General features: G+C 46.4%; 18 protein-coding genes. 6 read left to right on the top strand and 12 right to left on the bottom strand.

Annotation, left to right across the window (positions count from 1 at the left end; all coding sequences use genetic code 11):
- Positions 1 to 4: 4 nt before the first annotated feature.
- Genes murG through mraZ form a run of 10 tightly spaced genes read right to left on the bottom strand, consistent with a single transcriptional unit; the run spans position 5 to position 11,025 of the window.
- Positions 5 to 1,072 (bottom strand): undecaprenyldiphospho-muramoylpentapeptide beta-N-acetylglucosaminyltransferase, encoded by a 1,068-nt coding sequence (gene murG / locus CTT31_RS02460; protein WP_039494195.1) that lies wholly within the window; start codon positions 1,070 to 1,072, stop codon positions 5 to 7.
- The gene (gene ftsW, locus CTT31_RS02455; RefSeq protein ID WP_010368646.1) at positions 1,069 to 2,244 is read right to left on the bottom strand and encodes a cell division protein FtsW; all 1,176 of its coding nucleotides are present in this window, start codon (positions 2,242 to 2,244) and stop codon (positions 1,069 to 1,071) included. The genes murG and ftsW overlap by 4 nt, the downstream gene beginning before the upstream one ends.
- Positions 2,241 to 3,563 carry a UDP-N-acetylmuramoyl-L-alanine--D-glutamate ligase gene (gene murD / locus CTT31_RS02450; protein ID WP_211859165.1) on the bottom strand — a complete coding sequence of 441 codons (1,323 nt, stop codon included), beginning with the start codon at positions 3,561 to 3,563 and terminating at the stop codon, positions 2,241 to 2,243. The genes ftsW and murD overlap by 4 nt, the downstream gene beginning before the upstream one ends.
- Positions 3,563 to 4,645, bottom strand: a complete 1,083-nt coding sequence (mraY, locus tag CTT31_RS02445) for a phospho-N-acetylmuramoyl-pentapeptide-transferase (protein WP_010368649.1) — start codon at positions 4,643 to 4,645, stop codon at positions 3,563 to 3,565. The genes murD and mraY overlap by 1 nt, the downstream gene beginning before the upstream one ends.
- Entirely contained in the window at positions 4,639 to 6,033 is a 1,395-nt protein-coding gene (locus tag CTT31_RS02440) for a UDP-N-acetylmuramoyl-tripeptide--D-alanyl-D-alanine ligase (protein ID WP_130126932.1), read from the bottom strand. Before CTT31_RS02440 ends, mraY begins: the two co-directional genes overlap by 7 nt.
- A complete protein-coding gene (locus CTT31_RS02435; RefSeq protein ID WP_260491903.1) occupies positions 6,030 to 7,493 on the bottom strand; it encodes a UDP-N-acetylmuramoyl-L-alanyl-D-glutamate--2,6-diaminopimelate ligase in 1,464 nt (487 codons plus the stop codon). The genes CTT31_RS02440 and CTT31_RS02435 overlap by 4 nt, the downstream gene beginning before the upstream one ends.
- Positions 7,486 to 9,300 carry a peptidoglycan D,D-transpeptidase FtsI family protein gene (locus tag CTT31_RS02430; RefSeq protein ID WP_260491902.1) on the bottom strand — a complete coding sequence of 605 codons (1,815 nt, stop codon included), beginning with the start codon at positions 9,298 to 9,300 and terminating at the stop codon, positions 7,486 to 7,488. Before CTT31_RS02430 ends, CTT31_RS02435 begins: the two co-directional genes overlap by 8 nt.
- Positions 9,297 to 9,620, bottom strand: coding sequence for a cell division protein FtsL (ftsL, locus tag CTT31_RS02425; RefSeq protein ID WP_010368658.1), 324 nt, complete (start codon positions 9,618 to 9,620; stop codon positions 9,297 to 9,299). The genes CTT31_RS02430 and ftsL overlap by 4 nt, the downstream gene beginning before the upstream one ends.
- Complete coding sequence (rsmH, locus tag CTT31_RS02420; protein ID WP_039494187.1) at positions 9,620 to 10,552, bottom strand: 16S rRNA (cytosine(1402)-N(4))-methyltransferase RsmH; 933 nt, start codon at positions 10,550 to 10,552, stop codon at positions 9,620 to 9,622. Before rsmH ends, ftsL begins: the two co-directional genes overlap by 1 nt.
- A 14-nt stretch (positions 10,553 to 10,566) precedes the next feature.
- Complete coding sequence (gene mraZ / locus CTT31_RS02415) at positions 10,567 to 11,025, bottom strand: division/cell wall cluster transcriptional repressor MraZ (protein ID WP_010368661.1); 459 nt, start codon at positions 11,023 to 11,025, stop codon at positions 10,567 to 10,569.
- 429 nt (positions 11,026 to 11,454) lie between these two features.
- Here mraZ and CTT31_RS02410 point away from each other — a divergent pair, with 429 nt between their 5' ends.
- Positions 11,455 to 14,448 (top strand): bifunctional diguanylate cyclase/phosphodiesterase, encoded by a 2,994-nt coding sequence (locus CTT31_RS02410; protein WP_260491901.1) that lies wholly within the window; start codon positions 11,455 to 11,457, stop codon positions 14,446 to 14,448.
- Positions 14,449 to 14,477: 29 nt separating this feature from the next.
- Here CTT31_RS02410 and CTT31_RS02405 read toward each other — a convergent pair whose 3' ends face one another.
- Together CTT31_RS02405 and CTT31_RS02400 are read right to left on the bottom strand one after the other, a co-directional pair.
- Positions 14,478 to 16,142 (bottom strand): alkaline phosphatase, encoded by a 1,665-nt coding sequence (locus CTT31_RS02405; RefSeq protein ID WP_039494183.1) that lies wholly within the window; start codon positions 16,140 to 16,142, stop codon positions 14,478 to 14,480.
- A 175-nt stretch (positions 16,143 to 16,317) separates the two neighbouring features.
- The gene (locus CTT31_RS02400) at positions 16,318 to 17,532 is read right to left on the bottom strand and encodes a cation:proton antiporter (protein ID WP_211859161.1); all 1,215 of its coding nucleotides are present in this window, start codon (positions 17,530 to 17,532) and stop codon (positions 16,318 to 16,320) included.
- 243 nt (positions 17,533 to 17,775) lie between these two features.
- Here CTT31_RS02400 and CTT31_RS02395 point away from each other — a divergent pair, with 243 nt between their 5' ends.
- The 5 genes from CTT31_RS02395 (at position 17,776) to CTT31_RS02375 (ending at position 24,793) form a co-directional block, all read left to right on the top strand.
- Positions 17,776 to 20,571: a TonB-dependent receptor gene (locus CTT31_RS02395; protein WP_260491900.1), complete on the top strand. Its 2,796-nt coding sequence runs from the start codon at positions 17,776 to 17,778 to the stop codon at positions 20,569 to 20,571.
- An 85-nt stretch (positions 20,572 to 20,656) separates the two neighbouring features.
- Entirely contained in the window at positions 20,657 to 22,003 is a 1,347-nt protein-coding gene (locus CTT31_RS02390; RefSeq protein WP_249122452.1) for a DUF5690 family protein, read from the top strand.
- Positions 22,004 to 22,020: 17 nt separating this feature from the next.
- Positions 22,021 to 22,830 carry a phosphonoacetaldehyde hydrolase gene (gene phnX, locus CTT31_RS02385; protein ID WP_211859159.1) on the top strand — a complete coding sequence of 270 codons (810 nt, stop codon included), beginning with the start codon at positions 22,021 to 22,023 and terminating at the stop codon, positions 22,828 to 22,830.
- The gene (locus CTT31_RS02380) at positions 22,830 to 24,248 is read left to right on the top strand and encodes an FAD-dependent oxidoreductase (RefSeq protein WP_260491899.1); all 1,419 of its coding nucleotides are present in this window, start codon (positions 22,830 to 22,832) and stop codon (positions 24,246 to 24,248) included. Before phnX ends, CTT31_RS02380 begins: the two co-directional genes overlap by 1 nt.
- Positions 24,245 to 24,793 carry an HD domain-containing protein gene (locus tag CTT31_RS02375; RefSeq protein ID WP_260491898.1) on the top strand — a complete coding sequence of 183 codons (549 nt, stop codon included), beginning with the start codon at positions 24,245 to 24,247 and terminating at the stop codon, positions 24,791 to 24,793. Before CTT31_RS02380 ends, CTT31_RS02375 begins: the two co-directional genes overlap by 4 nt.
- Positions 24,794 to 24,880: the final 87 nt, after the last annotated feature.

Raw genomic sequence — 24,880 nt, 5'->3', positions numbered from 1 at the left:
TATCCTAGTTCGATAATTCTGTACAAATTTGGGCAACTTTCGCTGTTGCCTCCGACTTACCGCATTGTCTCGCTTTTGCTGCCATGGTCGCAATTTTTTGCGGCTCAATAACAAGTGGCTGCAGTGTAGTTGCTAGCGTTTCTGGCGTCAGTGCAGTTTGCTGCAATATAAAAGCTGCCCCAGCCGACACTAAAAATTGCGCGTTAGCCGTCTGGTGATCGTCAACGGCATGTGGGAAAGGCACAAAAATCGCCGTTTTCCCAGCTGCGGCTATCTCACTCACGGTAAGCGCGCCAGCACGGCAAATAACCAAGTCAGCCCAAGCGTATGCGGCATCCATATCATGAATGAACTCGCTGACCTCAGCATTAATGCCTGCACTTTCATATCGTTGTTGTGTATCGTCTTGGTTATGTTTACCGCTTTGATGGCGAATATTTAATCCGATACTGGCCACCTGTAGCTTTAGTAACTTGAGTCCTTCTGGCACGGTTTCATTCAGTGCTTTTGCTCCCAATGAACCACCGACAATTAATAGATTTAACGGCACTGAAACGGGTTTATCGCTAATCTCAGCAACACTTGCACGTACCGGATTCCCCACAACCTGAGCGAGCTTTTCACTGAATGCGCCGGGAAAACCAGCCAATACGCGACTTGCAATTTTCGCCAGCAACTTATTGCTCATACCCGCAACCGCATTTTGCTCATGGATCACCAAAGGGATCCCAAGCAGTTTCGCAGCAACACCTACAGGGCCAGTTACATAACCGCCCATGGCTAACACCACATCAGGTTTACGCTGTTGTAAAATACGCTTTGCTGCAAGTACCGCTTTTAAAACCATAAATGGTGCGGTTAGTAATCGTTTGACCCCGTTACCACGGACGCCTTTCATGGCAATAAAATCAATTTCAAAACCGTAACGCGGCACCACATCGGCTTCCATTCTATCCGCAGTGCCAACCCAGCTCACTTGCCAAGCCTGCGCCTGTAAAAATTGTGCCACTGCAATACCTGGAAAAATATGTCCACCTGTACCGCCCGCGACCACTAGAAGACGTTTTGTCATCGTCTACCTCCACGGGATGTTGCCTGCCTTGTCGACATTTTTGTCTCAAAATCTATACGTTGTAGAATGCCTGCCGCAATTGTCATCACCCAAAGACTCGACCCACCATAAGAAACAAACGGCAGCGTTAAGCCTTTAGTGGGTAAAATGCCGGCGCTCGCGCCAATATTAACGACTGCCTGAAAGGCAAACCAAATACCAATGCCCAGGGCAAAATACCCTTCGTATTCTTTGCCTGCTTTAAGGGCCTTTTGCCCGATAAAGAGCGCTCGAGTAACCAATACGCCGAGTACAATAATAATGCTAAATACCCCAATAAAGCCCAGTTCTTCCGCTATTACAGCAAAAATAAAGTCATTATGTGCTTCCGGCAAATACTGTAGCTTTTGTATGCTATTACCCAGACCTTGACCAAACCAGCCACCTTGGCCGTATGCCATTAGGGATTGTACCAATTGATAACCGGCACCAAATGGATCTTCCCAAGGATTTAAAAAGCCCACGACACGCTTCATACGATATGGCTCAATGATAATAAGCAGTACCACCAAAGAGACACCGGTAAGCATTAAGGTAAAAAACTGCCAAAGCCTTGCACCGGCTAAAAACAACAGGCCAACGGTCGTCACAAACATGACCACCACAGTACCTAAATCTGGTTGCATCAAAATTAAGAACGCATACACCGCAAACACAATCATTGGCTTGGCGAAGCCTTTGATGTTTTCTTGTACTTCATCGCGTTTACGTACCAAGTAGCCGGCAATATAGCTGAAGAAAAATAGCTTAGATGCCTCCGCCACCTGCAAACCAAAAGGACCTAGCGGGATCCAGCGTCTTGCACCATTTACTTCGCGACCAATAATGAGTACCGCCACTAACAGTACCAAACCAAAAAGCAGCAAATATGGATTACTGCGCTTCCACCAAGTCATTGGCACACTCGTCGCAAACCAAAAGAGAATAAACGAGCCCACTAAAAAGATAACGTGGCGAATAGTAAAGTGAAAAGGATTATCAAATAGTCGCTCGGCAACCGGCATAGAAGCACTTGTTACCATCACAAATCCCACTCCAATAAGCATGAGCATGCAGTACATCAAAGGTACGTCAAATAAGCTTTCGGACTGGCGAGGCGTTAGCGCCTCTTTGATATCAGCGACGTTAATCAAGCATGTTCCCCCACTAAACGGACGAACTCATCCCCACGCGCCATATAGTTTGGATACATATCTATGCTGGCACAGGCTGGTGCTAATAGCACAATATCACCATTGGTCGCTATCGTTTTTGCCGCCAACACGGCTTCTTCCAAATTGTTAACCTGATGGCTATTGCGCAGCAGTGGCATAAACTGTGCGCCGTCTTGTCCGAAACAAAATAGCGCTTTGCAATGCGTAGTGAGTGGCGTCTTGAGTGGTGAAAGGTCTGCCCCCTTCGCATCACCACCCACGATCAAAATAATATTTTTTCGGCCTGAAGCCAAAGAATCAATAGCGGCGACCGTCGAGCCAACATTCGTTGCCTTTGAATCGTTGAAGTAACGAACCCCTGCAACATCAGCAACCAACTGACAACGATGAGGTAACCCTGTGAAACTCGCAAACGCGCTGGCAAATGCCTGCATAGGCAATTGCATCGGCGCTAATAACGCCAATACAGCCAAGGCGTTAAATTGATTATGTCGCCCCACCATCGCCAACGTTTTTACCGCTAGCAGTGGTGTTTGTTTGTGTGCGAAATGCGGCTCACCGTCAAAGGGCATTAAGTGATAATCCCCCTCAGTGAGGGATACACTGCTGCCTTGCCCATGCTGCGCAAAGGTATAATGATCTTCAGCATTAAAGACAATATGCTCAACATGCTGGTAAATACGCTGCTTCGCTTCAATATAAGCTTGAAAATCAGGATAGCGATCCATGTGATCTTCAGTAATATTGAGGATCATTGCCGACAAACAAGCCAAGCTATGCGTGGTTTCAAGCTGAAAACTAGACAGCTCAAGTACATAAACATCATACGGCTGCTCTAACAACGACAACACAGACGTGCCAATATTGCCGCCGAGTCCGACTTTTAAGCCAGCGGCTTTCAATACTTCTGTCGCAAGCGTAACGACGGTGGACTTACCGTTAGAGCCCGTGACGGCAATCACTGGACGGGTATTGAGACGTGCAAATAGCTCGATATCGCCGATGACTTCAACGCCTTCGGCAATGGCTGCGGCAACGCTCTGTTCAAATAGCGGGATCCCCGGGCTGATGATAATCAGATCCGTTTGCGCCAAAGCGGCATCAGCAAGATTGCCAAATACCGCTTCACATTCAGGTGCGTTGTGACTTAGCCAATCCGAGCCCGGAGGCACTGGACGACTATCAACCACTTTTGGATTAATACCGTGCGACAGCAGAAAACGCACAATCCCCTGTCCTGTGACTCCAAGCCCCAGTACCGTGACATGCTTTTTCTGTAATTGCTCAATATACATCATTATCTAATCTTCAACGTCGCAAGACCGGCCAAAACCAAGATAATCGAGATAATCCAAAAACGGACTATCACGCGCGGCTCAGGCCATCCTTTTAATTCGTAATGATGGTGAATGGGGGCCATTCTAAAGATCCGCTGACCTCTGAGTTTGTATGACCCTACCTGTAAAATCACGGATAATGCCTCCATCACAAATACACCGCCCATAATGATCAGCACTAGCTCTTGGCGTACTAAAATAGCGATGATCCCGAGTGCACCACCCAACGCCAATGAACCCACATCGCCCATAAAAACTTGTGCCGGATAAGTGTTAAACCATAAGAAACCAAGGCCTGCGCCGACAATCGCCGTACATACCACAACCAATTCACTTGTGAGTGGCAAATGAGGAATATGAAGGTAGCTTGAGAAATTAGCGTTACCAGTCACGTATGCAATAATCGCGAGTGCTGAGGCAACCAAAATGGTCGGAACAATGGCAAGACCATCCAAACCATCAGTCAGGTTAACTGCGTTTGACGTACCCACAATCACAAAGTAGCTCATGACTAAATAGAACAAACCAAGTTGTGGTAATACATCTTTCAAAAATGGCACGACTAGCGTGGTTTCCGCAGCGCTGGTGGACGTAAAGTACAAAAATGCCGCCGTAGATATCGCAATAACCGACTGCCAGAAGTATTTCCAACGTGCAATTAGGCCTTTACTGTCTTTTCTGATCACCTTACGGTAATCGTCCACGAACCCAACAATACCTAAGCTGCCAATGACAAATAACGTCACCCATACATATTTGTTGCTAAGGTCGCCCCACAGGAGCGTACTGGTAAAGATCGCAGCAAGAATTAACAGCCCACCCATAGTTGGGGTACCCGACTTGGACAAGTGCGATTCAGGGCCATCATCACGTACGGTCTGACCAATTTGCATACGTTGTAATGCAGCAATAAGTTTAGGGCCAAAATACAACGAAATCATTAAGGCCGTTAAAATGCCTAAAATCGCCCTCAGCGTAAGGTAAGAAAATACGTTAAACCCAGAATAATATTGGGTAAGATACTCGGCTAGCCAAACTAACATGATACTTCTCCTGTCTCGCTATCCGACTGGCCAGCGTTTACTAATTCTTCAACGAGCAGTTCCATCCGCGCACTACGTGATCCTTTAACGATAACGGTGCATTGTCCTGATTGCTCAGCCAATACAACCCGTAACGCCTTCATTAAATTCTCGCGAGTCGAGAAATGACGATTTGGCTTTTCAAATACATTGCTTGCGCTACTACTCAGCACCCCCAATGAAAACAATTCATCAATGCCTTGCTGCTTAGCATACTCGCCGACTTCACGGTGATATTCGCGGGCATCTTCACCCAGTTCTGCCATATCGCCCAACGCCAATACTTTATAGCCAGACATAGACGCCAGTAAATCAATCGCCGCGTTGACAGATTTCACGTTTGCATTGTAGGTGTCATCGACGACACGCAGCGTGTCCGAGACTTGGATCATGTTGACACGGCCCTTTACTTCAGCCATTTGTTCAAGACCCGTTGCCACCTCACTTAAGCTTGCGCCCAGTTCAGTTGCCAATGCTGCCGCAATCAACGCATTGCCAACGTTGTGCTGGCCACTAAGCGGTAAACTAATGGTGGTACGCTGTTCACCTTGGCATAGCGTGAAGGTCGGGCGAGCTAGCTCATCCAGCTCAATTGCTTCCACCCAAATATCAAGCTGAGCATTTAGGCTATAACGTTTCACTTTAGAAACAGCTAAGCTTTCCTGCCACATCTGAGCATAATCGCTATCAGCATTGATGACTGCGACACCGTCAGCTTTTAGGCCTGAGAAAATCTCACCTTTCGCTTTTCCTACCCCATCAATTGAACCAAACCCTTCGATGTGGGCTGGTGCGACGTTACATACTGTCGCCACGTCTGGACTTACCAATGCAGTGGTATAAGCAATTTCACCCAAGTGGTTAGCGCCGAGTTCTATCACCGCATATTCATCATCTTCACTTAAGCGCAATAGCGTCAACGGTACCCCGATGTCGTTATTAAAATTACCTTTCGTCGCAAGGACTTTACCTTTTTGCGCCAAAATCGCCGCACACATTTCTTTCACTGTGGTTTTACCGACACTGCCGGTAATTGCAATGGTTTTAGGGGCAACGGTTTCAATTACTGCTCGGCCAATTTGGCCTAAAGCAATGCGCGTATCTGCAACAACAAACTGTGGTAAATCGATATCTTCATCGTGCTCAGAAACAATAGCTGCAATAGCACCCTGCGCTTTGGCCACATCCAAGAAGCGGTGGCCGTCAAAGTTAGGCCCTTTAAGTGCTAAAAATACCTCTCCAGACTGTATTGTTCTGGTATCAGTATTAATATTGGCGACTGCCAAATTCTCCCCGTCGTAAGGGGTTTTTAAGACTGCTGCAAGCCAAGAAAAATCCATCTTGATCATGCCTTTTCCCCTCGTAAAATCGCTGCAACGCATTGCCTATCACAAAAATCAATGCGCTCAGTACCTATAATTTGATAATCCTCGTGCCCTTTCCCCGCTATCAGCACCACACTATTTTCATCAGCTAGGTCTATCGCGTGTTGAATGGCTAGCCCTCTATCAGGCTGGCAGACAGCATACTCAGGGTGGATGAGTCCTGCCTTAACGTCATCAATGATTAAATTGGGATCTTCACTTCGTGGATTATCGCTGGTGATCACCAGTTTATCTGCATATTTCTCTGCCGCTCGCGCCATTTCAGGACGCTTACCTTTATCTCTATCACCACCGCAACCAAACACACAGATAAGATTACCCGGTACATGTGCTCGCAAGGCTTGTAGTGCAAGTGCCAAAGCGTCTGGGGTATGGGCATAATCAACAATACATGTAGGTTTTTCAGGGGCACTAAATGGCTGCATGCGGCCTGCAACTGGCGAGAGCTGGCTGCAAGCTTCGCTTAATGCTTCAAGACTTGCGCCTTGTAATAGTAAAGTCGCAATCGCAGCAGCTAAATTATAAAGATTAAACTCACCATACAGTGGCACACTGACTTCACATTCACCCCAGCTGGTTTTTAACGTCGCCGTTAAACCATTTGGGTGTGCCGACACGGCATCAAAGAATACATATTGTTGGTAGCTATTTTTTTCAGTCCAGCGACCGTAAACAACCACAGTGTCGTCGCCGAACTCAGCGGCCCAACTTGCACCTACTTCGTCGTCAATATTGATGACTTTGTGATTTGGCGCACAGCGAGTGAATAGCTGTTTCTTGGCTTCTGCATAGCTTTGCATATCACCGTGATAATCTAAGTGATCGCGCGTCAAATTGGTGAAAACAGCCACATCAAAGTCGCATTCGTCAACTCGACCTTGCACCAAGCCATGGGAAGAGACCTCCATCGCGACTTTTTCATACTGTTGCTGTAAAAACGCTAAAATACGTTGTAAATCTGCGTTTGACGGCGTGGTATTTGCCAGCGGAATAAGGCTGTCTGGTTGACCATAACCAAGCGTACCTATCACAGCCCCTGCACTACCGGTTAGGCTAGCTAAATTGGCAATCATCGCTGTCGTGGTAGATTTACCGTTGGTGCCAGTAACGCCTGTGAGTTTGAGCTTTTTACTCGGGTATGCATAAAACTGCGCTGCAATTGCCGCCAACTTATCGGCAAGATTATCGATAAAAATCGCTTGCTCTGGTGCAACATTAAGCTCGCTTCCCGTTTCTGCAAGCACACATTTAGCGCCTTGCGCAACGGCACTGGCAGCATATTTAGCACCGTCTTGGACATGACCTTGAAGTGCAACAAAACAATCACCTGGTTCAATCGCTCGACTGTCTATACGTAGATGCTCAACCTTAACAGGGGCAATATTGACACCAAAATCACTGAGTACCTGAGCCAGATCACGCATCGTTATCTGCTCCCGAAATATAAGCTACGCGCTCTTTATCAGGCGCTACGTTTAGAATTCTCAGTGCATTAGACATAATTTCAGCAAAAGCAGGCCCTGCGGTTTGACCGCCATAGTAAACATCTCCCGCTGGTTCATTGACCATCACCACAACCGCAAGCCTTGGGTCACTTACCGGTGCAACGCCCGCAAAGTAACCAACGTACTCATCACCATAGCCACCCGCAACCGCTTTTTCTGAAGTACCTGTTTTACCAGCGGCACGGTATCCATCAACTTTTACGTTGTGGGCAGTACCACCACGTTCAAATACTGACTCCATCATCTCTACCACGGCATGCGTATCTTGCTCGCTAAAAATACGCTTACCTTCAGGAACTTCATCCTGCTTCACAATTGTAAGTGGTCGCAAGATACCACCGGCTCCAAACATGGCGTAAAGTCTTGCCATTTGCGCGGTGCTTACAGATACTGCGTAACCATAAGAGAGTGTTGCGATTTCAAAGTTAGACCAACGGCGGTTTGGATAAAATAGACCTGCGCTTTCACCAATCATGTTTGAGCCCGTTGGCTCACCAAATCCCACTTCTTGGTATAAATTGATAAAATACTCTTTTGGCAGCATTTGCGAGATCTTCGCAACCCCCATGTTACTGGAGATTTTAAGAATCTCTCTTAAGCTCAGCTCACCGTTATTACGAGTGTCTTTCACTAAGCCGCCGCTTAAGTTCATCCAACCTGGGTATGTATCCACTGTATCGGTTGCTTTCACGACACCATAGTCTAAGCCCGCCAATACCGCTAAAGGCTTTAATGTCGAACCGGGTTCAAACAAGTCAGTCATGGCACGATTACGTCGTTTATAAGGCGCTGCGGTACTTAGGTCGTTAGGATTAAAGCTTGGGCTATTCACCAAAGCTAAAATTTCGCCAGTGTGTACATCAACAACTATCGCCGAACCAGAGGTAGCTTTATAGCTCAGTACCGCTGATTTTAACGCGCGATAGGCAATAGCCTGGATCCGTAAATCGATACTCAAGTAAACGTCTTCAGGCTCAACACGCTGTTCTTCTGAAAGTACTTGTACTTCACGACCCTGCGCATCTTTACGAATGGTGCGTTTACCAGCCGTACCGGTTAATGCAGAGTCGAACATACGCTCGACGCCTTCGATACCTTTGCCATCAATATCGGTTACACCAATCATGTGCGCCGTTACTTCGCCGCTTGGGTAAAACCGTTTGGACTCGTCAAGCAAGTGCACGCCCGGCAGGCGCATTTGACGAATATAGTTGGCAACAACCGCCGTCACTTGACGCTTCAAATAGACAAAACGACGGCTTGGGTCTCCCCTAAGCCGTTCATCGACATTTTCTGGTTTAAGTCTGAGCACATCTGCAAGCTCTTTCCACCTGAGCTCATCATCGTACCAAGCTTGTTTCCGTATTTTCAGCTCAGCATCGTTTTGCTCTAACGCTTTATAATCTTCACCTTCTTTACGGGCTTTACGTAACACTTTTTTGGCAAGTGCCTTATCAATGGCAAGGGGATCAGCATAAACGCTCACAACTGGCACACTCACAGCCAGCTCTTTGCCATTGCGGTCGAAGATCATGCCTCGTTGGACATTGAGTTTCTCAACCCGTACGGTGCGCTTATCGTTTTCTTCAATGGCCTTATCGGGCTCAATTACTTGCAAAAATGCAGCGCGCGCAACAAGCGTCATAAAAACGGTGAGCATCACGCCGCAAACTAAAGCAAAGCGCCAGGTGATAATAGATTGAGTTTTTTGCTTTTGTTTATTCATGGCAGCACAATCACCTGTTCATCTTTACTGGTTGGGCGTTTCATCTCTAACTGCATCTTGGCTATCTCTTCAATCCTTGCATGCTGGGAGTAAAACTCTTCTTCCACAACGAGATATCGCCATTGTAGGTCTAGCTCATCGCGCTGTTGCAATAACTCATCCTGCTGTATCAATTGCTGACGAGTTAAATGGGTAATTTGCACTACCGCGAGTGCAGAAATCAAAATCGTAAGTAGCAAGAATGCCGTCAACTTATTAGCAATGATGTAATAGCCTATTTCTACAAATAGATTCGGTTGACGTTGCTTACTTGCATTCATTAGAGCTTCTCCGCCACTCTTAATACTGAGCTTCGCGAGCGTGGATTTTGTGCAATCTCTGCATCGCTAGGCTTAATGGCTTTACCCACTGCCTTTAAGGTGAGATTTTGTTTAAGTTGTTCATCCGTTAAAGGCAGACCTCTGGGTATCGCCTCTCCCTTACTCTGCTTCTTGATAAACTGCTTCACAATGCGATCTTCTAGAGAATGAAACGAGATCACCACTAACCGACCACCAGGTTTTAACACCTCAAGCGACGCTTGCAATGCAGTCTGAATTTCTTCTAACTCGCTGTTAATATAAATACGAATCGCTTGGAAAGTACGAGTTGCGGGATGCTTGTGTTTGTCCTTGACAGGCACAGCTTCATCAATCAATTGCGCTAATTGCGCTGTGGTTGTAATCGCGGTGTGCTCACGTACTTCAATGACTTTACGAGCAATACGAGTGGCAAACTTTTCTTCGCCATACTTTTTGATCACGAATACCATTTCTTCAAGCTCTGCTTCAGCTAGCCACTGTGCAGCGCTGCGACCTGAATCAGGATCCATACGCATATCTAGTGGCCCGTCTTTCATAAAGCTAAAGCCACGGTCTGCATCATCAAGCTGAGGTGAAGACACACCAATGTCCAACAAAATGCCATCAACCTGACCTAAGATACCGGCTTGTTCCGCGACAGATTTAATTTGCGAGAAGCGGCTTCGCGCTATAGAGAAACGTGTATCATCAGCAAACTTTTCAGCCGCCTTAATCGCTTGAGGGTCTTGATCTATGGCTTGTAAACGCCCAGTCGACAATCTTTTGAGGATTTCACCTGAGTGCCCACCACGACCAAACGTCCCGTCGATATATATACCTTCAGGGTTAATTGCTAGGGCATCTAGGGTTTCGGTCATTAATACCGAAATATGCTTAAACTCTTCGCTCATTAATTTGTTTACCCCTACAAGGAAAAGTTTTCCAATTCAGGGCTTTCCTCAAAGTTTCCTGAGTGTTCAATTTCGGTATCTGCCTGCATTTGCTGATACCAGCGTTCTTCGTCCCAAATTTCAAATTTATTGAGTAACCCAACTAGCATGATCTTTTTGCCTAATTGCGCATGGGACCGCAATGAAGGCGCCAGTAAAATTCGGCCATTTTTGTCTAGTTGGTATTCTGTAGCATGACCTAGCAACATCCGCTGCCAACGTCTCACTCTGGGATTGGTATTAGAGATGCGACTTAGTTTGGTCTCAATTTCTAGCCATTCGGAGAGTGGGTAGAGCCACAAGCACGGTTCGTTGATCGCAATAGTACAAATAACAGTTCCCTGATCTTCGGACAGCAGCGGTTGACGGTACTTAGTCGGTACCGCAAAACGCCCTTTGTCATCCAAAGCTAGCGAACTTGCACCTCGAAACATGCGTGATCCTATTTCTAAGTTGGTTGATCCAATTTGATCCACTAAAACCCACTTTTTACCACAGAAGAACAGTCTAGGGCTTGACAAGCACTTTTGTCAAGCTCAGTCGGTACCTTTAACGCCTTTGAAAGCCAGAAAAATCGCGGGATTTGTGGAAGATCATGAATTTTGTGGAAAAAAGTGGAGAGATGAAAAAATGCCATATTTTTTGGCCGGATAATCACGTCATACTTTCAAATTAGAAATTAAAAATTCCATTTGTTAACCCTTGCTTAAGGATGCTTTTGCAGCTGAATTATTTATGCAAATTAGCTTGGTTGTCCCTACTCGATTCGGTATCATTCGCGCTCTCTGATCAGCTCCATAGGTGGGATTATTCTGAAATCTTCAATACAGTTTCGATTTTATCGCTTACTCGTTCTACTGTGCTTGCCATGTCTGATCATTATTTTATTTCTATTATGTGAGCAACGTCAGCAGGCATTAACACAACAGTCACAACAGGCGCTGCATTACGCCAAACAAGTTGCGGCGATCCAGCAGGTAGAACTCGCAGATACAGAACAAGTGTTACAGCAACTGTCGACCCGTATTGATCACCTTACGGTAGAGCACGGTAAATGCCCGCCGCTGCTTTATCACGCGATGCTGCTCAGCCCCAATCTAGCTAACCTTGGCATAGTTGACGCACAAGGGAACGTACTTTGTACTACGCATCAAGCAGATCAACGCGAGATCAATATCGCCGATCGTGGTTACTTTAAAACCGCAATGCGCACTGCCCAGTTTAGTTTTGGTGAGTATCAAATTGACCGCAGCATGCAACGTGCAACAGTCAACTTCGCGCTACCAATTTACGATGATCAGCAACAATTTTTATTTATGCTTGTTGCGGTGAAAGGCTTAACGCATTGGAGCCAGACCCTTGCAAAACAGCCTCTTCCTGTTGGTACTCGGGTAATGATTGCCGACGCTAAAGCGCAAATCATTGCGCAATATCCAGCAGCAAATACAGAGCTTGGTCGTGCTGTTAGCAGTTCTTGGCCAAGCAATTTAAGCACGCAGGCGACGCTACTAAACACCCCAGAAGGCAATCGCTTGGTGTATGTAAAGCAATCACTCAATAACAGCAACCGAGCGTTACAAATCTACTTTAGTTTCGATTTTGAGTCCCAGTTGAGCAGCATAGACAAGCGTTTTGCGCTCTTTTTAGGGATCTTCTTTGTGCTTGTATGCATTTTGTTTTGGCAAACCCATTGGCAATTAAAACAACAGCTTTTAAAACCGCTTAGTGCACTCAAGCATGCTATTGCAAAGCTTGAATCTGGCAAGCAAGATCCCCGTTTTGATGCAACCAAAGTACCCAGTGAATTTGAGCATATCGCCGAGCGTTTTGCTCATATGGCACAAACACGCCTAGCCGCTGAAGACAACGCAAATCATAGACTTGCAGTTGTAAAAGCCTTGATTAATGCACTCCCCGATAGCTATGTGCGCTTAGATCAACAGGCTCAGATCTTATCTCGCTATGGTGATTATACCGATAAGGCACAAACGCTGAGAGAGTTGCTACCAGAACATATTTATAAGCGGATCCGAGCAGAACTTGCACTGCTAAACGATAAAACCTATGTGCAACTCGAGTTTTCTCCAACCTGCAATCAAGTAGTTGAATGTCGCCTGTGCGCCATTGAATCCCATCCTCAGGCGTTGCTGATTTTCCGTGATATTAGTCAACGTAAGCATCAAGAAGAGGCACTAAACCTTGCAGCATTGGTGTACAACAATAGTAGCGAGTGCATGATCATCACGGATGCTAATGGCTTTATCTTGGACGTCAACCTCGCCTTTACGCGTGTAACTGGTTACTCACGCTCAGAGGTGCTGGGTAAGTCCACTGCCATGTTGGGATCGGGTCAACACGACCATAGCTTTTACGAATTAATGTGGCAGCAGCTTAACGAACACGGCCGTTGGCAAGGTGAGATTGTCAACCGTAAGAAAAATGGCGAGCTTTACACCGAATGGCTAACTATTGATAGCGTTTATGATAGCAACCTTGAGATCTATCGCCGTGTCGCGATCTTCACCGATATTACCGAAGTTAAGCGTAAAGATGCGCTGATCTGGAAACAAGCACATTTTGATGAATTAACCGATCTTCATAACCGCGTGGGACTTAAAAAGCACTTAAAAAAGCAGGTTGCCAGCGGACAACAGCAAACCGCCGTATTGTTACTCGATCTCGACAATTTCAAAGATATTAACGACACTTTAGGCCATTATTACGGTGACTTACTCTTAAAGTTAGTCGCGCAACGTTTGAAGAGTATGGCTCCGCACGCGTTTTTATCTCGCATTGGAGGTGATGAGTTTGTCTTTGTGTTGGAAGATGACGAACACAAAACAACATGCAAAGCATTGGCCTCCCAGATCCAATCAGCACTTAAACAACCGTTTGAGATCAAAGATGAGCAGTGCCATATCACGGCAAGTATGGGGATTGCCACCGCACCAACAGATGGTAATGGCGCAGAAGCCCTATTAAAGGCCGCCGATCAAGCAATGTATCGAGCAAAGCAACAAGGTCGTAATGGCTACGTGATTTTTGATGACACCTTACGCAAAGTCGCGGAATCTAGAATGCAAATGCTCAAAGGTATTCGTACTGCACTGCATAACAATCAATTTGAAATGCACTACCAGCCTATCGTATCACTTGACGATAATCGCGTCGCCAAAGCCGAGGCCTTGATCCGCTGGCGACACCCAGAGCAAGGCATGGTGAGTCCAGCTGAGTTTATTCCGTTAGCCGAAGAAACCCAGCTCATTCATCATATTGGAGATTTAGCCTTTGCGCAGTCTGTTGACACGTTGACGCAACTACAGCACTTAGGCCATACAACACAAATTAGCATCAATGTTTCACCGGTCCAATTTGCCGCTAAAAATTGCACCTTGGCAAGCTGGAGTGACAAACTCACGACGCTTGCGATCCCCCCTGAGCACTTGGTTTTAGAGGTCACTGAGGGAATGATGATGCACAATGATAGCCGCACAAAGCAACGTGTTGAACGCTTAAAGCAGCAAGGTTTTCAATTTGCGTTGGATGACTTTGGCACGGGTTACTCGTCACTTGCGTATCTAAAACAATTAGATTGTCACTTTGTGAAAATTGATAAGCGCTTCGTCGATGGCATCGCAACCAATGCAGACGATTTAACCCTGTGTGAAACCATTATTTTGATGGCCCACCGCCTTGGTTTAAAAGTCATCGCTGAAGGCGTTGAGACTGCGACTCAGCATCAGCTATTAAAACAGGCTGGATGTGATTTTGGTCAGGGTTATTACTATTCAAAGCCGCTACCACAACGCGAGTTTCTAACCTTAATGACAGAAAAAAGCCACATTGCTGTGGCTTAACTGAAGTTACTTAAATCTAGGTGCTTGGTTTATTCAGTTAAACCAAGCGCAGTCATCATTTTGTTTGCAACGTCCACATGGTGCTGCATGGTTGAGAACTGCTTAGTTACGCCTGCAGGACCGAAAGTATAAACCGGTACTGGCGCAGCCGTATGCGTACCAGTACCCCACACTACGCTTTGCTCTGAGGCAATCGCGCGAGCGATTTTTCCAGTGTAATCTTCTTTAGCGTATACATAGAAGTCACCGAAGTCCTCAAACGCAGGGATCATCGTTGCATCTTTGTCGTCATAAACACTTTGACCAACCTTCTCTGCATTATCTAGCGTCACCGTGTAAGCCGTCATATCTTCAATGGTCGCTTTCCAAGTTGGGCCCGATACATTTTCATAGGCTTCATCAGGCGCAGCTTCAGCAAGAATATCGAAGAAGGTGCCTGTTTGCGCGTAGAGCTTGTCTAGTTGCGCAAGTGGGCCAAAGTTAAACTTAGGATGATATTCTTTAGCAACACCATTTACATACATACCATCGCCAGATAGCGTTTGTGCTTCAGGACGCTCATGCTTTGAATAACTAAAGCCAAAACTACCCGTTTCATGGTCTGCAGTCACAACGACTAGTGTATCGTTACGGTCTTTTACCCATTCATGAACAGCTTCAACAGCTTCATCAAATTTAAGCAGCTCATTTAGCATCCAACCTGCATCGTTTGCGTGACCCGCCCAGTCAATTTGACCACCTTCAATCATCAAGAAAAAGCCATCTTCATCTTTAGACAAGATATCAAGCGCTTTCACCGTCATTTCTTTTAATGAAGGCTGAGTACAGCTGTTGCTTTGTTGACAAGCTTTGTAAGCAATTGCGTCACTCATACCGGAGTTTGCGAATAGACCTAGTACTTTCTCGCCTTCAAAACTGCTTAATTGTGCTTTATCAAAAGCAAGGCCATAACCATGTTGCTCTTTTGCTTCAACAACTAGGTTAGTTTCATCTCCACGTTTTGATTTTTTATATACGCTACTAGGCATGCCAAGCGCGTCAAGTTGTGCTTGTACTTCAGCGTTATCAGGCGTGCTCTTTGGTACAAATACGCGAGCACCACCAGATAACATCACATCAACGCTGCCAGAGCGAACTAATTGCTCAGCGATTTCAGCTTCGTATGAACGATGCGGCATATGGGCAGCAAATGCTGCTGGCGTGGCGTGCGTAATACGCGTATCTGAAACAAGACCCGTCGCTTTACCCGCGGCTTTGGCTTTTTCTAAGATAGTCGCTACTTTATTGCCATCGGCATCAAGGCCTATCATTTCTGAGCCTGCAGCAAGGCCGGTTGCTAATTGAGTTGCCGAACAAGCAGAGTCGGTCACTAGACTGCCAGTCGCGCCATGTGGTGCGTTCATGGAAAGGCCTAAGTGGCCACCCGCAGCAAGTTTAGACAGCGCAGTTTGATTGCCTTTGTTTTTATAAGTTGAGTTTGGCGCGCGCTGAGCATACTCTTCAAGTAAGCCAACTTGCTGTGGTCCCATACCGTCACCGATCATAAGGATCACATTTTTTACTTGTGTCACTTCTTGCACTGGTACTTCTTTGATGACTTCAACTTCTTTGATCACCTCAACGGTTTTTGTATCGTCATCACACGCGGTAAGTAGAATTGCAGAGATAGCAACTGTAAGTAACTTTTTATTCATTGTACTGTTCCTGAAACGTAATATTTGTCTGTAAGGCGGGCACAGTCTAGGCGCGCTACATGACTTTTTTATTTCAGCAAAGTGACAAAAAATATTTTATTTCACAATAAGTTACAATATAACAGTACAATTCAGATACGAAATCACACGCTACTCCAGTTGTGATTTAGAGTAATCACTCTCGACCAGAAGCACCGGTAAATAATTTAGAAATAGGTCGACTAGATAATCCAAACACAAAAATGCTCAACAGCACCGTTGCCATCGCCACTTGAGTAATTTGCAAACCATTTGGCAACTCTTCGCTGAGTAGCATTAAGGTGAGCACCACCGAAGCCAACCCCTTGGGGCCAAACCAAGCTAACGTAAAGCGCTCTTTGGTTGTCAGTTCACCACCTAACAAGCAGAGGAATACCGGGATCAACCTAAACATGGCGGTTGCTAACACTGCGTACACCCAAACCTGCCATTGGGTAACATTTAACAACACTACACTTGCCGACAAACCAAATACTATCCAGATCATAAAAGCCGCAAATTCGGCGAGGTGCTCCCCTTCTTCGATAAGCTGATCTTTAAACTCATCACGATAATATTTATCAAACAGCAACCCGCTGACAAATGCAGCGATAAAACCGCTGCCATGCAGAGCTTGGGTTACCGAAAAAACTAAAAAAGCGATGCCAACAAAGAGAAAAGGGCTGGTTTTAGACGCAAAGTAATGATGTTGATAGGCGCGTTTAAGTAACCAAATGATCACCCCAGTCAGTAACCCCGCGACAACGAGTGCAATCCCCACTTCACGTATAAAAATCCAAGCAAATGATTCAGTTGTCGCTTGCATTCGCTCAGCTAATACTCCCAGTAAAAACAGAAATACCGGAATACACAGGCCATCATTCAAGCCACTTTCCACATTAATTGCCTCACGCAATCTGGTGGGCACGGACTTATCCTGAATGAAGGTTTTGCATAAAGTAGCATCAGTTGGGGTGATGATCACCGCAATTAAAAAGCAAGCCAACCAAGATAACTGAAACAGCTCATGGGCCACCCACGCGCCAAATACCATGGTTAATGGCAGCCCGAGTAACAATTTAACCGGTAACTGAAAGCTGTGAGATAACACCCGTAATCGCGTTTTTGCAGCATCGGAAAATAAATAAATCGCAAGCGTCAGCTCAATAATCGGCAACCAAGTCTGTAGGCCATTAATATCTACCGCTAAAGCTTGTTGCCCTCCTTCAATATTACCAAGCACAAAGCCTATCGCCCCGCCCGTTAGCACAAACCACATAGGTGCGGTGAGCTCCGCCCTATCTAGTTGTCGAGCTGTGATGCTATAGATAAAAAGAGAAAGTCCAATCGCCGCAATCAAAGCATAAATCACGTTGCCATTCCTTTACTGAAAACCTGCTGCTGATAACGCGAGTATGACAAATCTTATTCAGTTAAGCCAAACATCTAACAACATCCTCCTATCTCATTTAAAGCGAATCAAACAACAAAGAGCAGTAGGCGCTAGTTAATTTTTCACCTTTGTGTCATCGGAATGTAAAAAACCGTCATTACTCTATCTGCAACAAACTGGACTAGACCAGAAAACTTAACCCAAACTTTTGAGAAAAGAGCAATGAAAAAACTAACCCAAATCGCTGCTGCCGTGTTACTCGCCACCAGTCCCAGCTTATATGCTGCGACAGGTAAACTTGTTGGTGTTGTAAAAGATCCACAAAGTAATCTGTCTGGCGCTGTTATCTCAGTAAAAGGCCAAGATGTATCCACTGTATCTGATTATCGTGGTCGCTTTGAACTGCCAAAACTAGATGCCGGTCGCTACACCTTAGTCGTGAAATATATGGGTTATCAGGAAACTGAACTTCAAGTTGAAGTAACTGATGGCAAAGTCACTACCTTGTCTCCAATCTTATTAAACCACCAACAAGCGATGGAAGAAGTAGTCACCGTTGGGCAAATCTTCCGTGGCGCAATGGCCGCAGCAAATAACCAAAAAAATGCCAGTAATATCAAAAGTATCATTTCTGCCGATGGGATTGGTAAGTTACCAGATAGAAATGCCGCTGAAGCCGTGCAACGTATTCCAGGTGTGTCGATAGAGCGTGACCAAGGTGAAGGCCGTTTTGTTGCAGTGCGCGGTTTACCGTCACAATGGAGTTCGGCCAGCATCAACGGTAACCGCCTTCCAACCGCTGAAGAGGAAACCACCAGCCGCGCTACTGCGTTCGATTTTTTTCCAAGCGAATTGATTGAATTTGTGGAAGTGTCTAAGGCTATCACCCCTGACATGGAAGGCGATGCGATTGGCGGTAATGTTAATTTCGTGACCAAAAAAGGCGCTGATGATTTTATCCTCAAAACCAACTTCGCTGTGGGCCAAAATGAACTGGCCGATGGCACAAACTATTCTGCCAATGTGGTGTACGGCGATCGTCTACTCGACGACAAGCTAGGTTTTATCATTAACGCCACAGCTTGGCAACGTGATTGGGCAACCGATAACTATGAGCCGCGCCGAGGTAACGATGGCTTAGGCATTTACCGTTTAGAGCTGCGTGATTATACGGGAACCCGTGAAACTTACGGCTTAAATGGCTCGCTGGAATATCAACTTGAAAACGGCACGCTCAGCGCCAGCGCGCTATATGGCACACTGATTGATGATGAAACCCACTATAAGCACAGACTGCGTTTTGATAAAGACCGTGCTGAGCTGCAGCATATTCGCAACGAACTCATCACCGAAATGCAAGGCTTTGAAATTGCAGGTGAACATGACTTTGGCTTTGATAAAACGCTCTCTTGGCAACTAGCCACGTACGAAAATGAATTCCGCTATGGCGACAAACCCAACAGTGAAGACAATAGCTATTTTGTCGCCCGTTTTGATCAAAAAGAGGTGGGATATGTTGGACTTGAAGACCGCGATACCGGTAAAAATTATGCCTACAACCAAGTAGACGGCGGCAGCGATCCTTGGAACGCCATAAGTAATCACTTCCCTTCGGGCTTTACACTCGATCCAAGCAAAATGGGATTGTCTTGGGTTGAGCTATACAAGGTCTACGTCAACGAAAAAGACAGACTGGTGGCCAATGCCGACTTTGACTGGCAATACAATAACCAGCTAGCCGTTAAGTTTGGGGCGAAATACCGTGACAAAGTCCGTAAAGCTGACTTTGCCGATGAGTTTTACGCGTGGGACAGCGAACAATATGGCGCAGCGCCAACGCTTGCAGACTTTGCCTTAAGCGATCAACCCGGTCGCAGCGATTACTTAAGCGAAGCCAAGTTTGATTATCGCACGCAGCTATCACAAGTGGCTTCCACCGATGCTCTTGCTCAGTTTTGGACGCAAAATCGCAATAAGTTCAAGCTAGATACGGGTGAATCAGCACTCATCAGCAACGGTGGAGCGCTGGGCAGAAACTTTGATGTTGAAGAAACCCACACCTCGCTCTACGGTATGGCAACTTACCAAGCTAGCGACAACTGGGAAGTATTAGGTGGCTTACGCGTTACCCGCACCGATACCGAAGTGTCTGGTTACACTTATTTAGCCGACGAAGACAAAGTTGTTGATACCACCAACAGCAATGATTATTGGTCCATATTACCCGCACTACATGTTACTTATCGTGCCAATGACGATACCAATTATCGCCTCGCACTAACTCGCACCTTTGCCCGTCCTGACTTTGGTTCGTTAACACCAGGCGCAACTTACCTTGAACAAGACAACCAGCTTAATTCAGGCAATCCAGCACTCGACCCTACTTACTCAAATAATCTCGACTTGATGGTGGAACATTATTTTGACCGCGTTGGTTTGGTCTCTGCGGGGGTATTCTACAAAGATATCCAAGACCCAATCTTCCAAGCCACCAGCGTTGGCAATTACAACAACAAGCAAGGCGTGACCATCATCCGTCCTGAAAACGGCGATAGCGCTTGGCTTGCGGGCATTGAGCTGGCATTTAACCGCGACCTTGGTTTTATTTCTGACAGTTTGAGCAACTTTGGGGTAATGACCAATGCGACCTTTATGGATTCTGAAATGCAGATCCCAGAGCGCACAGAAAAAGTAGCCATTCCACGTCAGGCCAATGAGCTTTACAACTTTACGCTGTATTACGACGACACCCGTTTTGCAGCTCGAATAGCGCTTAATCATAAAGGTGCTTATATCGAAGAGCACGGCGGCGATAGCCAATCGGATAGCTACTATGGCGCCAATACCAGCGTCGACTTTACAACGTCATACCAACTTAACGAACAAACGTTAGTTTACCTAGAGCTAAGTAACCTCACCAATGAAGCATTGCAGTACTACCAAGGTGAGCAGGGTCGTCCATTACAGGTGGAATACTATGGTATCCGCGGCATGGTCGGCATTAACTACCAATTTTAATACCAATTCACTTGATTAAGCCGATTGGTATACACCGGTTGACGGGCAATCCACAAAGGATTGCCCTCGAATTACCGAGGATCCTATGATGTTGCAGATCACGCTATTTAACGCCCGCCCGCGCTGGCTAAAAGACGCCCAAGGTATCGGCTTTGTGCTATTTGCCGCGACTAGTGCGTTTATGACTTACTTTTGTATGTACGCCTTTCGTAAGCCATTTTCGGTCAATACCTATGAAGCCTTTGATGACCCAAGCTGGGTTGTTAGCTTTAAAATTGCCTTGATCCTTTCGCAAGTGTTTGGCTACCTATGCGCGAAATTTATCGGCGTTAAAGTGATTGCTGAAATGCAGCATCATTATCGCGGTCGTGCGATTTTGGCCATGATTTTAGCCGCCGAGCTCGCACTGGTGCTATTTGCCATTACTCCTACGGGCTGGAATCTGGTTTGGCTGTTTGCCAATGGCCTATCCCTTGGCATGATCTGGGGGCTGGTTTTTAGCTTTTTAGAAGGTCGCAAAACCACCGAAATCTTAGGCGCGGTACTCAGCGTGACTTTTATTCTTGCCTCTGGATTAGTCAGAACTGTGGGCAAATGGCTGGTGAGCGAACTCAATGTGCCTGAACTGTGGATGCCAGCGGCAACCGGAGCGATTTTTCTGCCGCTGCTTGTACTCAGCGTTGCTTGTCTTAATAGCATTCCTGAACCTACACAAGAGGATGAACAATTACGACAAAAGCGCGCGCCAATGGATGGCAAAGCCCGGCTGGCGTTTTTTAAACAGTATTGGTTTGGAATAACCGTACTGGTGCTTAGCTTTTTACTCTTTACCGGCTTTCGTGACTTTAGAGATAACTTTTCAGCCGAGATCTGGCAGGCCTTAGGGTATGGGCAAGAACCCGCGATTTTTGCTTATGCCGGGATCCGCATCGCCTTTATCGTGCTCATTGCCCTTGCCGCTTTGGTGTTAATTAAAAATAACCGCATCGCATTTTTTGCCAACCATGGCTTTGTCTTACTCGGGGCTTCACTGCTGGCTGGCAGCACCTATTTATACCAAACCCAAAGTCTCGATCCTAAAACTTGGATGGTACTGCTCGGGGCTGGTCTTTATATCAGTTATATCCCCTATAACTGCTTTATGTTTGACCGCATGATCTCAGCAGTTGGCTCGACTGCGAACGCAGGGTTTTTGATTTATCTGGCGGATTCGGCGGGCTACATCGGTTCAGTGGGCATTTTGCTCTATAAAACTTTTGCCACACCTGAGCTCAGCTGGCTGCACTTCTTTACCATGGCTTGCTATTGGGTAGCGTTTATCGCAAGCGCCCTCGTAGTGAGTTCAATTATTTATTTTGCCGTGAAATTAAAGCGACCACGTAAGGCGTCAACGCAAGTACGCGCCACGGCACTTTCATCACATATTTCCTAGCTAGGAGTCATAACAACATGAAACACATTGAAGCGTTAATTTTGGATTGGGCTGGTACTGTGGTCGACTATGGTTCGATTGCCCCTACCAGTATTTTTGTTGAAGCATTTAAGCAAGCATATCAATTTGATATTTCCTTAGCTGAAGCGCGCGGTCCGATGGGAATGGGTAAATGGGATCACATTAATACCTTGCTACAAATGGACAGCGTCCGCACCCGCTGGATAACGCAATTTGGTCAGGCACCGAGTACGGCAGATGTTGACCATATTTATCAAACCTTTATGCCGCTCCAACAAGCAAAAGTCGCCGACCGAGCTGCCCCCATTCCGGGCGTGCTTGCGGTGATCAAACGTTTGCAACAACAAGGCGTTAAGATTGGCAGTTGTTCTGGGTATCCCAAACCTGTGATGGACGTACTAGTGCCTGCCGCTGCCGACTATGGTTATCAGCCAGATTGTGTGGTTGCCAGTGATGAATGTGCAGCTGGCTCTCGCCCAGGCCCCTGGATGGCGTTAGAAAACGTACAACGACTTGGGATTAATCGCGTGTCTGGGTGCGTAAAAGTCGATGACTCCGCGCCGGGAATAAGCGAGGGATTAAATGCCGGCATGTGGACCGTAGGACTTGCTTTAACGGGTAATGCGGTGGGGCTTAGCGAAGAAGAATGGACGGCGCTCGGTCACGAAGAGCAAAGTGCACATTCCCTTAATGCTTATCAGCAGCTTGGCGAGGCTGGTGCGCACTATGTGATTGATTCACTGGCTGATATCGAAATGGTTTTGGTGGATATTTCTGCTCGTATCGCCCGTGGAGAGCGCCCGTAATGCGTTTTCAGCCTTTTTGGTTTGATGAAGCAATCACTCAAGCCGATATTGAAGCCGCAGCAAGCGCGCCACCTCATGGCGCGTTGGATACCCAAGTTTGTATCATAGGTGGCGGCTTTACTGGCCTTTGGACAGCCATAACGCTGAAAAAGCAAAAACCTGAGCTAAATATCGCCATTATTGAAAAAGACCTCTGTGGACAAGGTGCTTCGGGTCGAAATGGCGGTGCCATGCTGACATGGTCGACTAAGTTTGCCAGTTTAATTAAAGAGTTTGGCTTAGAACAAGCCTGCTTTTTAGTGCGCCAGTCGGAGCAGGCCGTTCATGACATTAAAGCCTTTACCAGTAAACACGGGATTGAATGTGATTGCCGCGTTGATGGTACTTACTACACGGCTTCTAATCACAGCCAGCGTAATGCCTTTGGCCCCATTACCACCCTACTCGAGCAACACCAGCTTAATGCGTGGCAAACTCTGGATAAAGCGCAGTTGCAAGCAACCGGCTCTAATGCCAACCTTGCTGGAATTTACTCCCCCCATGCCGGTAGTGTTCAACCCGCCAAGCTTGTGCGTGGACTGATGAAGGTGGCAAAAGCCCTTGGGGTCAAGGTATTTGAACACACCCGCTACCTAAAGCACCTAGGCCAAGACACACTAACCATTACCACAGACAAAGGCGAGATCAGAGCCAATCAGCTGGTATTTGCCGTTAACGCTTGGCTGCCAAGCTTATTGCCGCAGTTTTCTCGCAGCGTGGTGTTGGTTTCGAGCGATATGGCGATCACCACACCAGCACCTGAAAAGCTTGCGGCAATGAGACTGAACCACGGCGCTCCGGTGATTGATGCACGTATTTTTGTGAATTACTACCGCACCACTTCAAGCGGTCGATTAATGCTTGGCAAAGGCGGGAATTATTTTAGTTTCAATAACCAAGTGAGAGACACCTTTCACCGCGCCAGCCGTTATCAAGCCATTCTTGAACGCTCATTGAGCCATTTCTTTGCCTCTCACCAGCTCGAGATAGACAGAACTTGGACCGGCCCCTCAGACCGAAGTGTCTCTGGCATGCCTTTCTTTGGTCACTTAAATGGTCAAGCTAATGTGTTTTATGGCAGTGGTTACTCGGGTAACGGCGTGGTGCAATCCTATTTAGGTGGACAAATCTTAGCAAGTCTTCTGCTTAATCAACATAACGACTGGCGTCACTGCGCTTTAGTCAACCAAACGCTTAAACAGTTTCCCGTCGAGCCATTTCGCACCGCGGGGGCCTTAATGGTGAGAAATGCCATTCGCCGTAAAGAAAGCGCTGAGGATAACAACACGCCGCCGCATAAACTCGATGTTTGGCTAAGCAAGCTTAGTGGCAGCGCAGCAAAATTAGATCCGAACGTGAAGCAGGAGTATATAAAGTGAATGCCATCGCACAAATAAAACAGCTATTCGAGCAATATGGTCACGCCACCTATGACGAGGCATGTAGCCAAATTTACCATGCCGAGCAATGCGCTACCCTCGCGAAAGAAAATGGTTATGATCAAGCGACCCAAATCGCTGCATTTTTACATGATATTGGCCATTTTGTTGCTCAGTCTCAGCATAACCCTGACTTTACCCCGCAGGGATATAGCAATCATGGCGATTTAGGGGCGGATCATTTAACCCAGCTTGGCTTTGACCGCGCGGTGACAATACTGGTGCGCAAACACGTAGATGCGAAACGCTATCTGGTCAGTATGGATGAGAAGTATTACCAAACGCTCTCTCCTGCCAGCCAATTAACGCTAACAAGACAAGGCGGAAAGATGAGCAGCGAAGAACTTGCGGCATTCTCCAAGCTGCCTGAATTGGACGCCATTATCGCGCTGCGTCGCTTTGATGATTTAGGGAAAGATCCGAGTTTAGCCGTTTTGCCGAGTAGCTATTGGTTTAGCCAAATAGAAGCCTACTTGGCGAATTAGGCCAATCTGAGTTTACAAGTCTCAAATTATAAATATTTATCCTGTCATAAAACGATAGTAAGCTTGTCACAAAAGGTTTTATCGACT

Origin of the sequence: Pseudoalteromonas maricaloris (genome assembly GCF_024746855.1) — a bacterium.
GTDB lineage: Bacteria > Pseudomonadota > Gammaproteobacteria > Enterobacterales > Alteromonadaceae > Pseudoalteromonas > Pseudoalteromonas maricaloris.
This window is presented reverse-complemented; position numbering and strand designations above follow the sequence as displayed.

Bases quoted from the DNA above. Each gene is read 5' to 3' on its own strand.
- murG (WP_039494195.1), bottom strand. From the start codon at position 1,072: ATGACAAAACGTCTTCTAGTGGTCGCGGGCGGTACAGGTGGACATATT.
- murD (WP_211859165.1), bottom strand. From the start codon at position 3,563: ATGATGTATATTGAGCAATTACAGAAAAAGCATGTCACGGTACTGGGG.
- mraY (WP_010368649.1), bottom strand. From the start codon at position 4,645: ATGTTAGTTTGGCTAGCCGAGTATCTTACCCAATATTATTCTGGGTTT.
- CTT31_RS02440 (WP_130126932.1), bottom strand. From the start codon at position 6,033: ATGATCAAGATGGATTTTTCTTGGCTTGCAGCAGTCTTAAAAACCCCT.
- CTT31_RS02435 (WP_260491903.1), bottom strand. From the start codon at position 7,493: ATGCGTGATCTGGCTCAGGTACTCAGTGATTTTGGTGTCAATATTGCC.
- CTT31_RS02430 (WP_260491902.1), bottom strand. From the start codon at position 9,300: ATGAATAAACAAAAGCAAAAAACTCAATCTATTATCACCTGGCGCTTT.
- ftsL (WP_010368658.1), bottom strand. From the start codon at position 9,620: ATGAATGCAAGTAAGCAACGTCAACCGAATCTATTTGTAGAAATAGGC.
- rsmH (WP_039494187.1), bottom strand. From the start codon at position 10,552: ATGAGCGAAGAGTTTAAGCATATTTCGGTATTAATGACCGAAACCCTA.
- mraZ (WP_010368661.1), bottom strand. From the start codon at position 11,025: ATGTTTCGAGGTGCAAGTTCGCTAGCTTTGGATGACAAAGGGCGTTTT.
- CTT31_RS02405 (WP_039494183.1), bottom strand. From the start codon at position 16,142: ATGAATAAAAAGTTACTTACAGTTGCTATCTCTGCAATTCTACTTACC.
- CTT31_RS02395 (WP_260491900.1), top strand. From the start codon at position 17,776: ATGAAAAAACTAACCCAAATCGCTGCTGCCGTGTTACTCGCCACCAGT.
- CTT31_RS02390 (WP_249122452.1), top strand. From the start codon at position 20,657: ATGATGTTGCAGATCACGCTATTTAACGCCCGCCCGCGCTGGCTAAAA.
- phnX (WP_211859159.1), top strand. From the start codon at position 22,021: ATGAAACACATTGAAGCGTTAATTTTGGATTGGGCTGGTACTGTGGTC.
- CTT31_RS02380 (WP_260491899.1), top strand. From the start codon at position 22,830: ATGCGTTTTCAGCCTTTTTGGTTTGATGAAGCAATCACTCAAGCCGAT.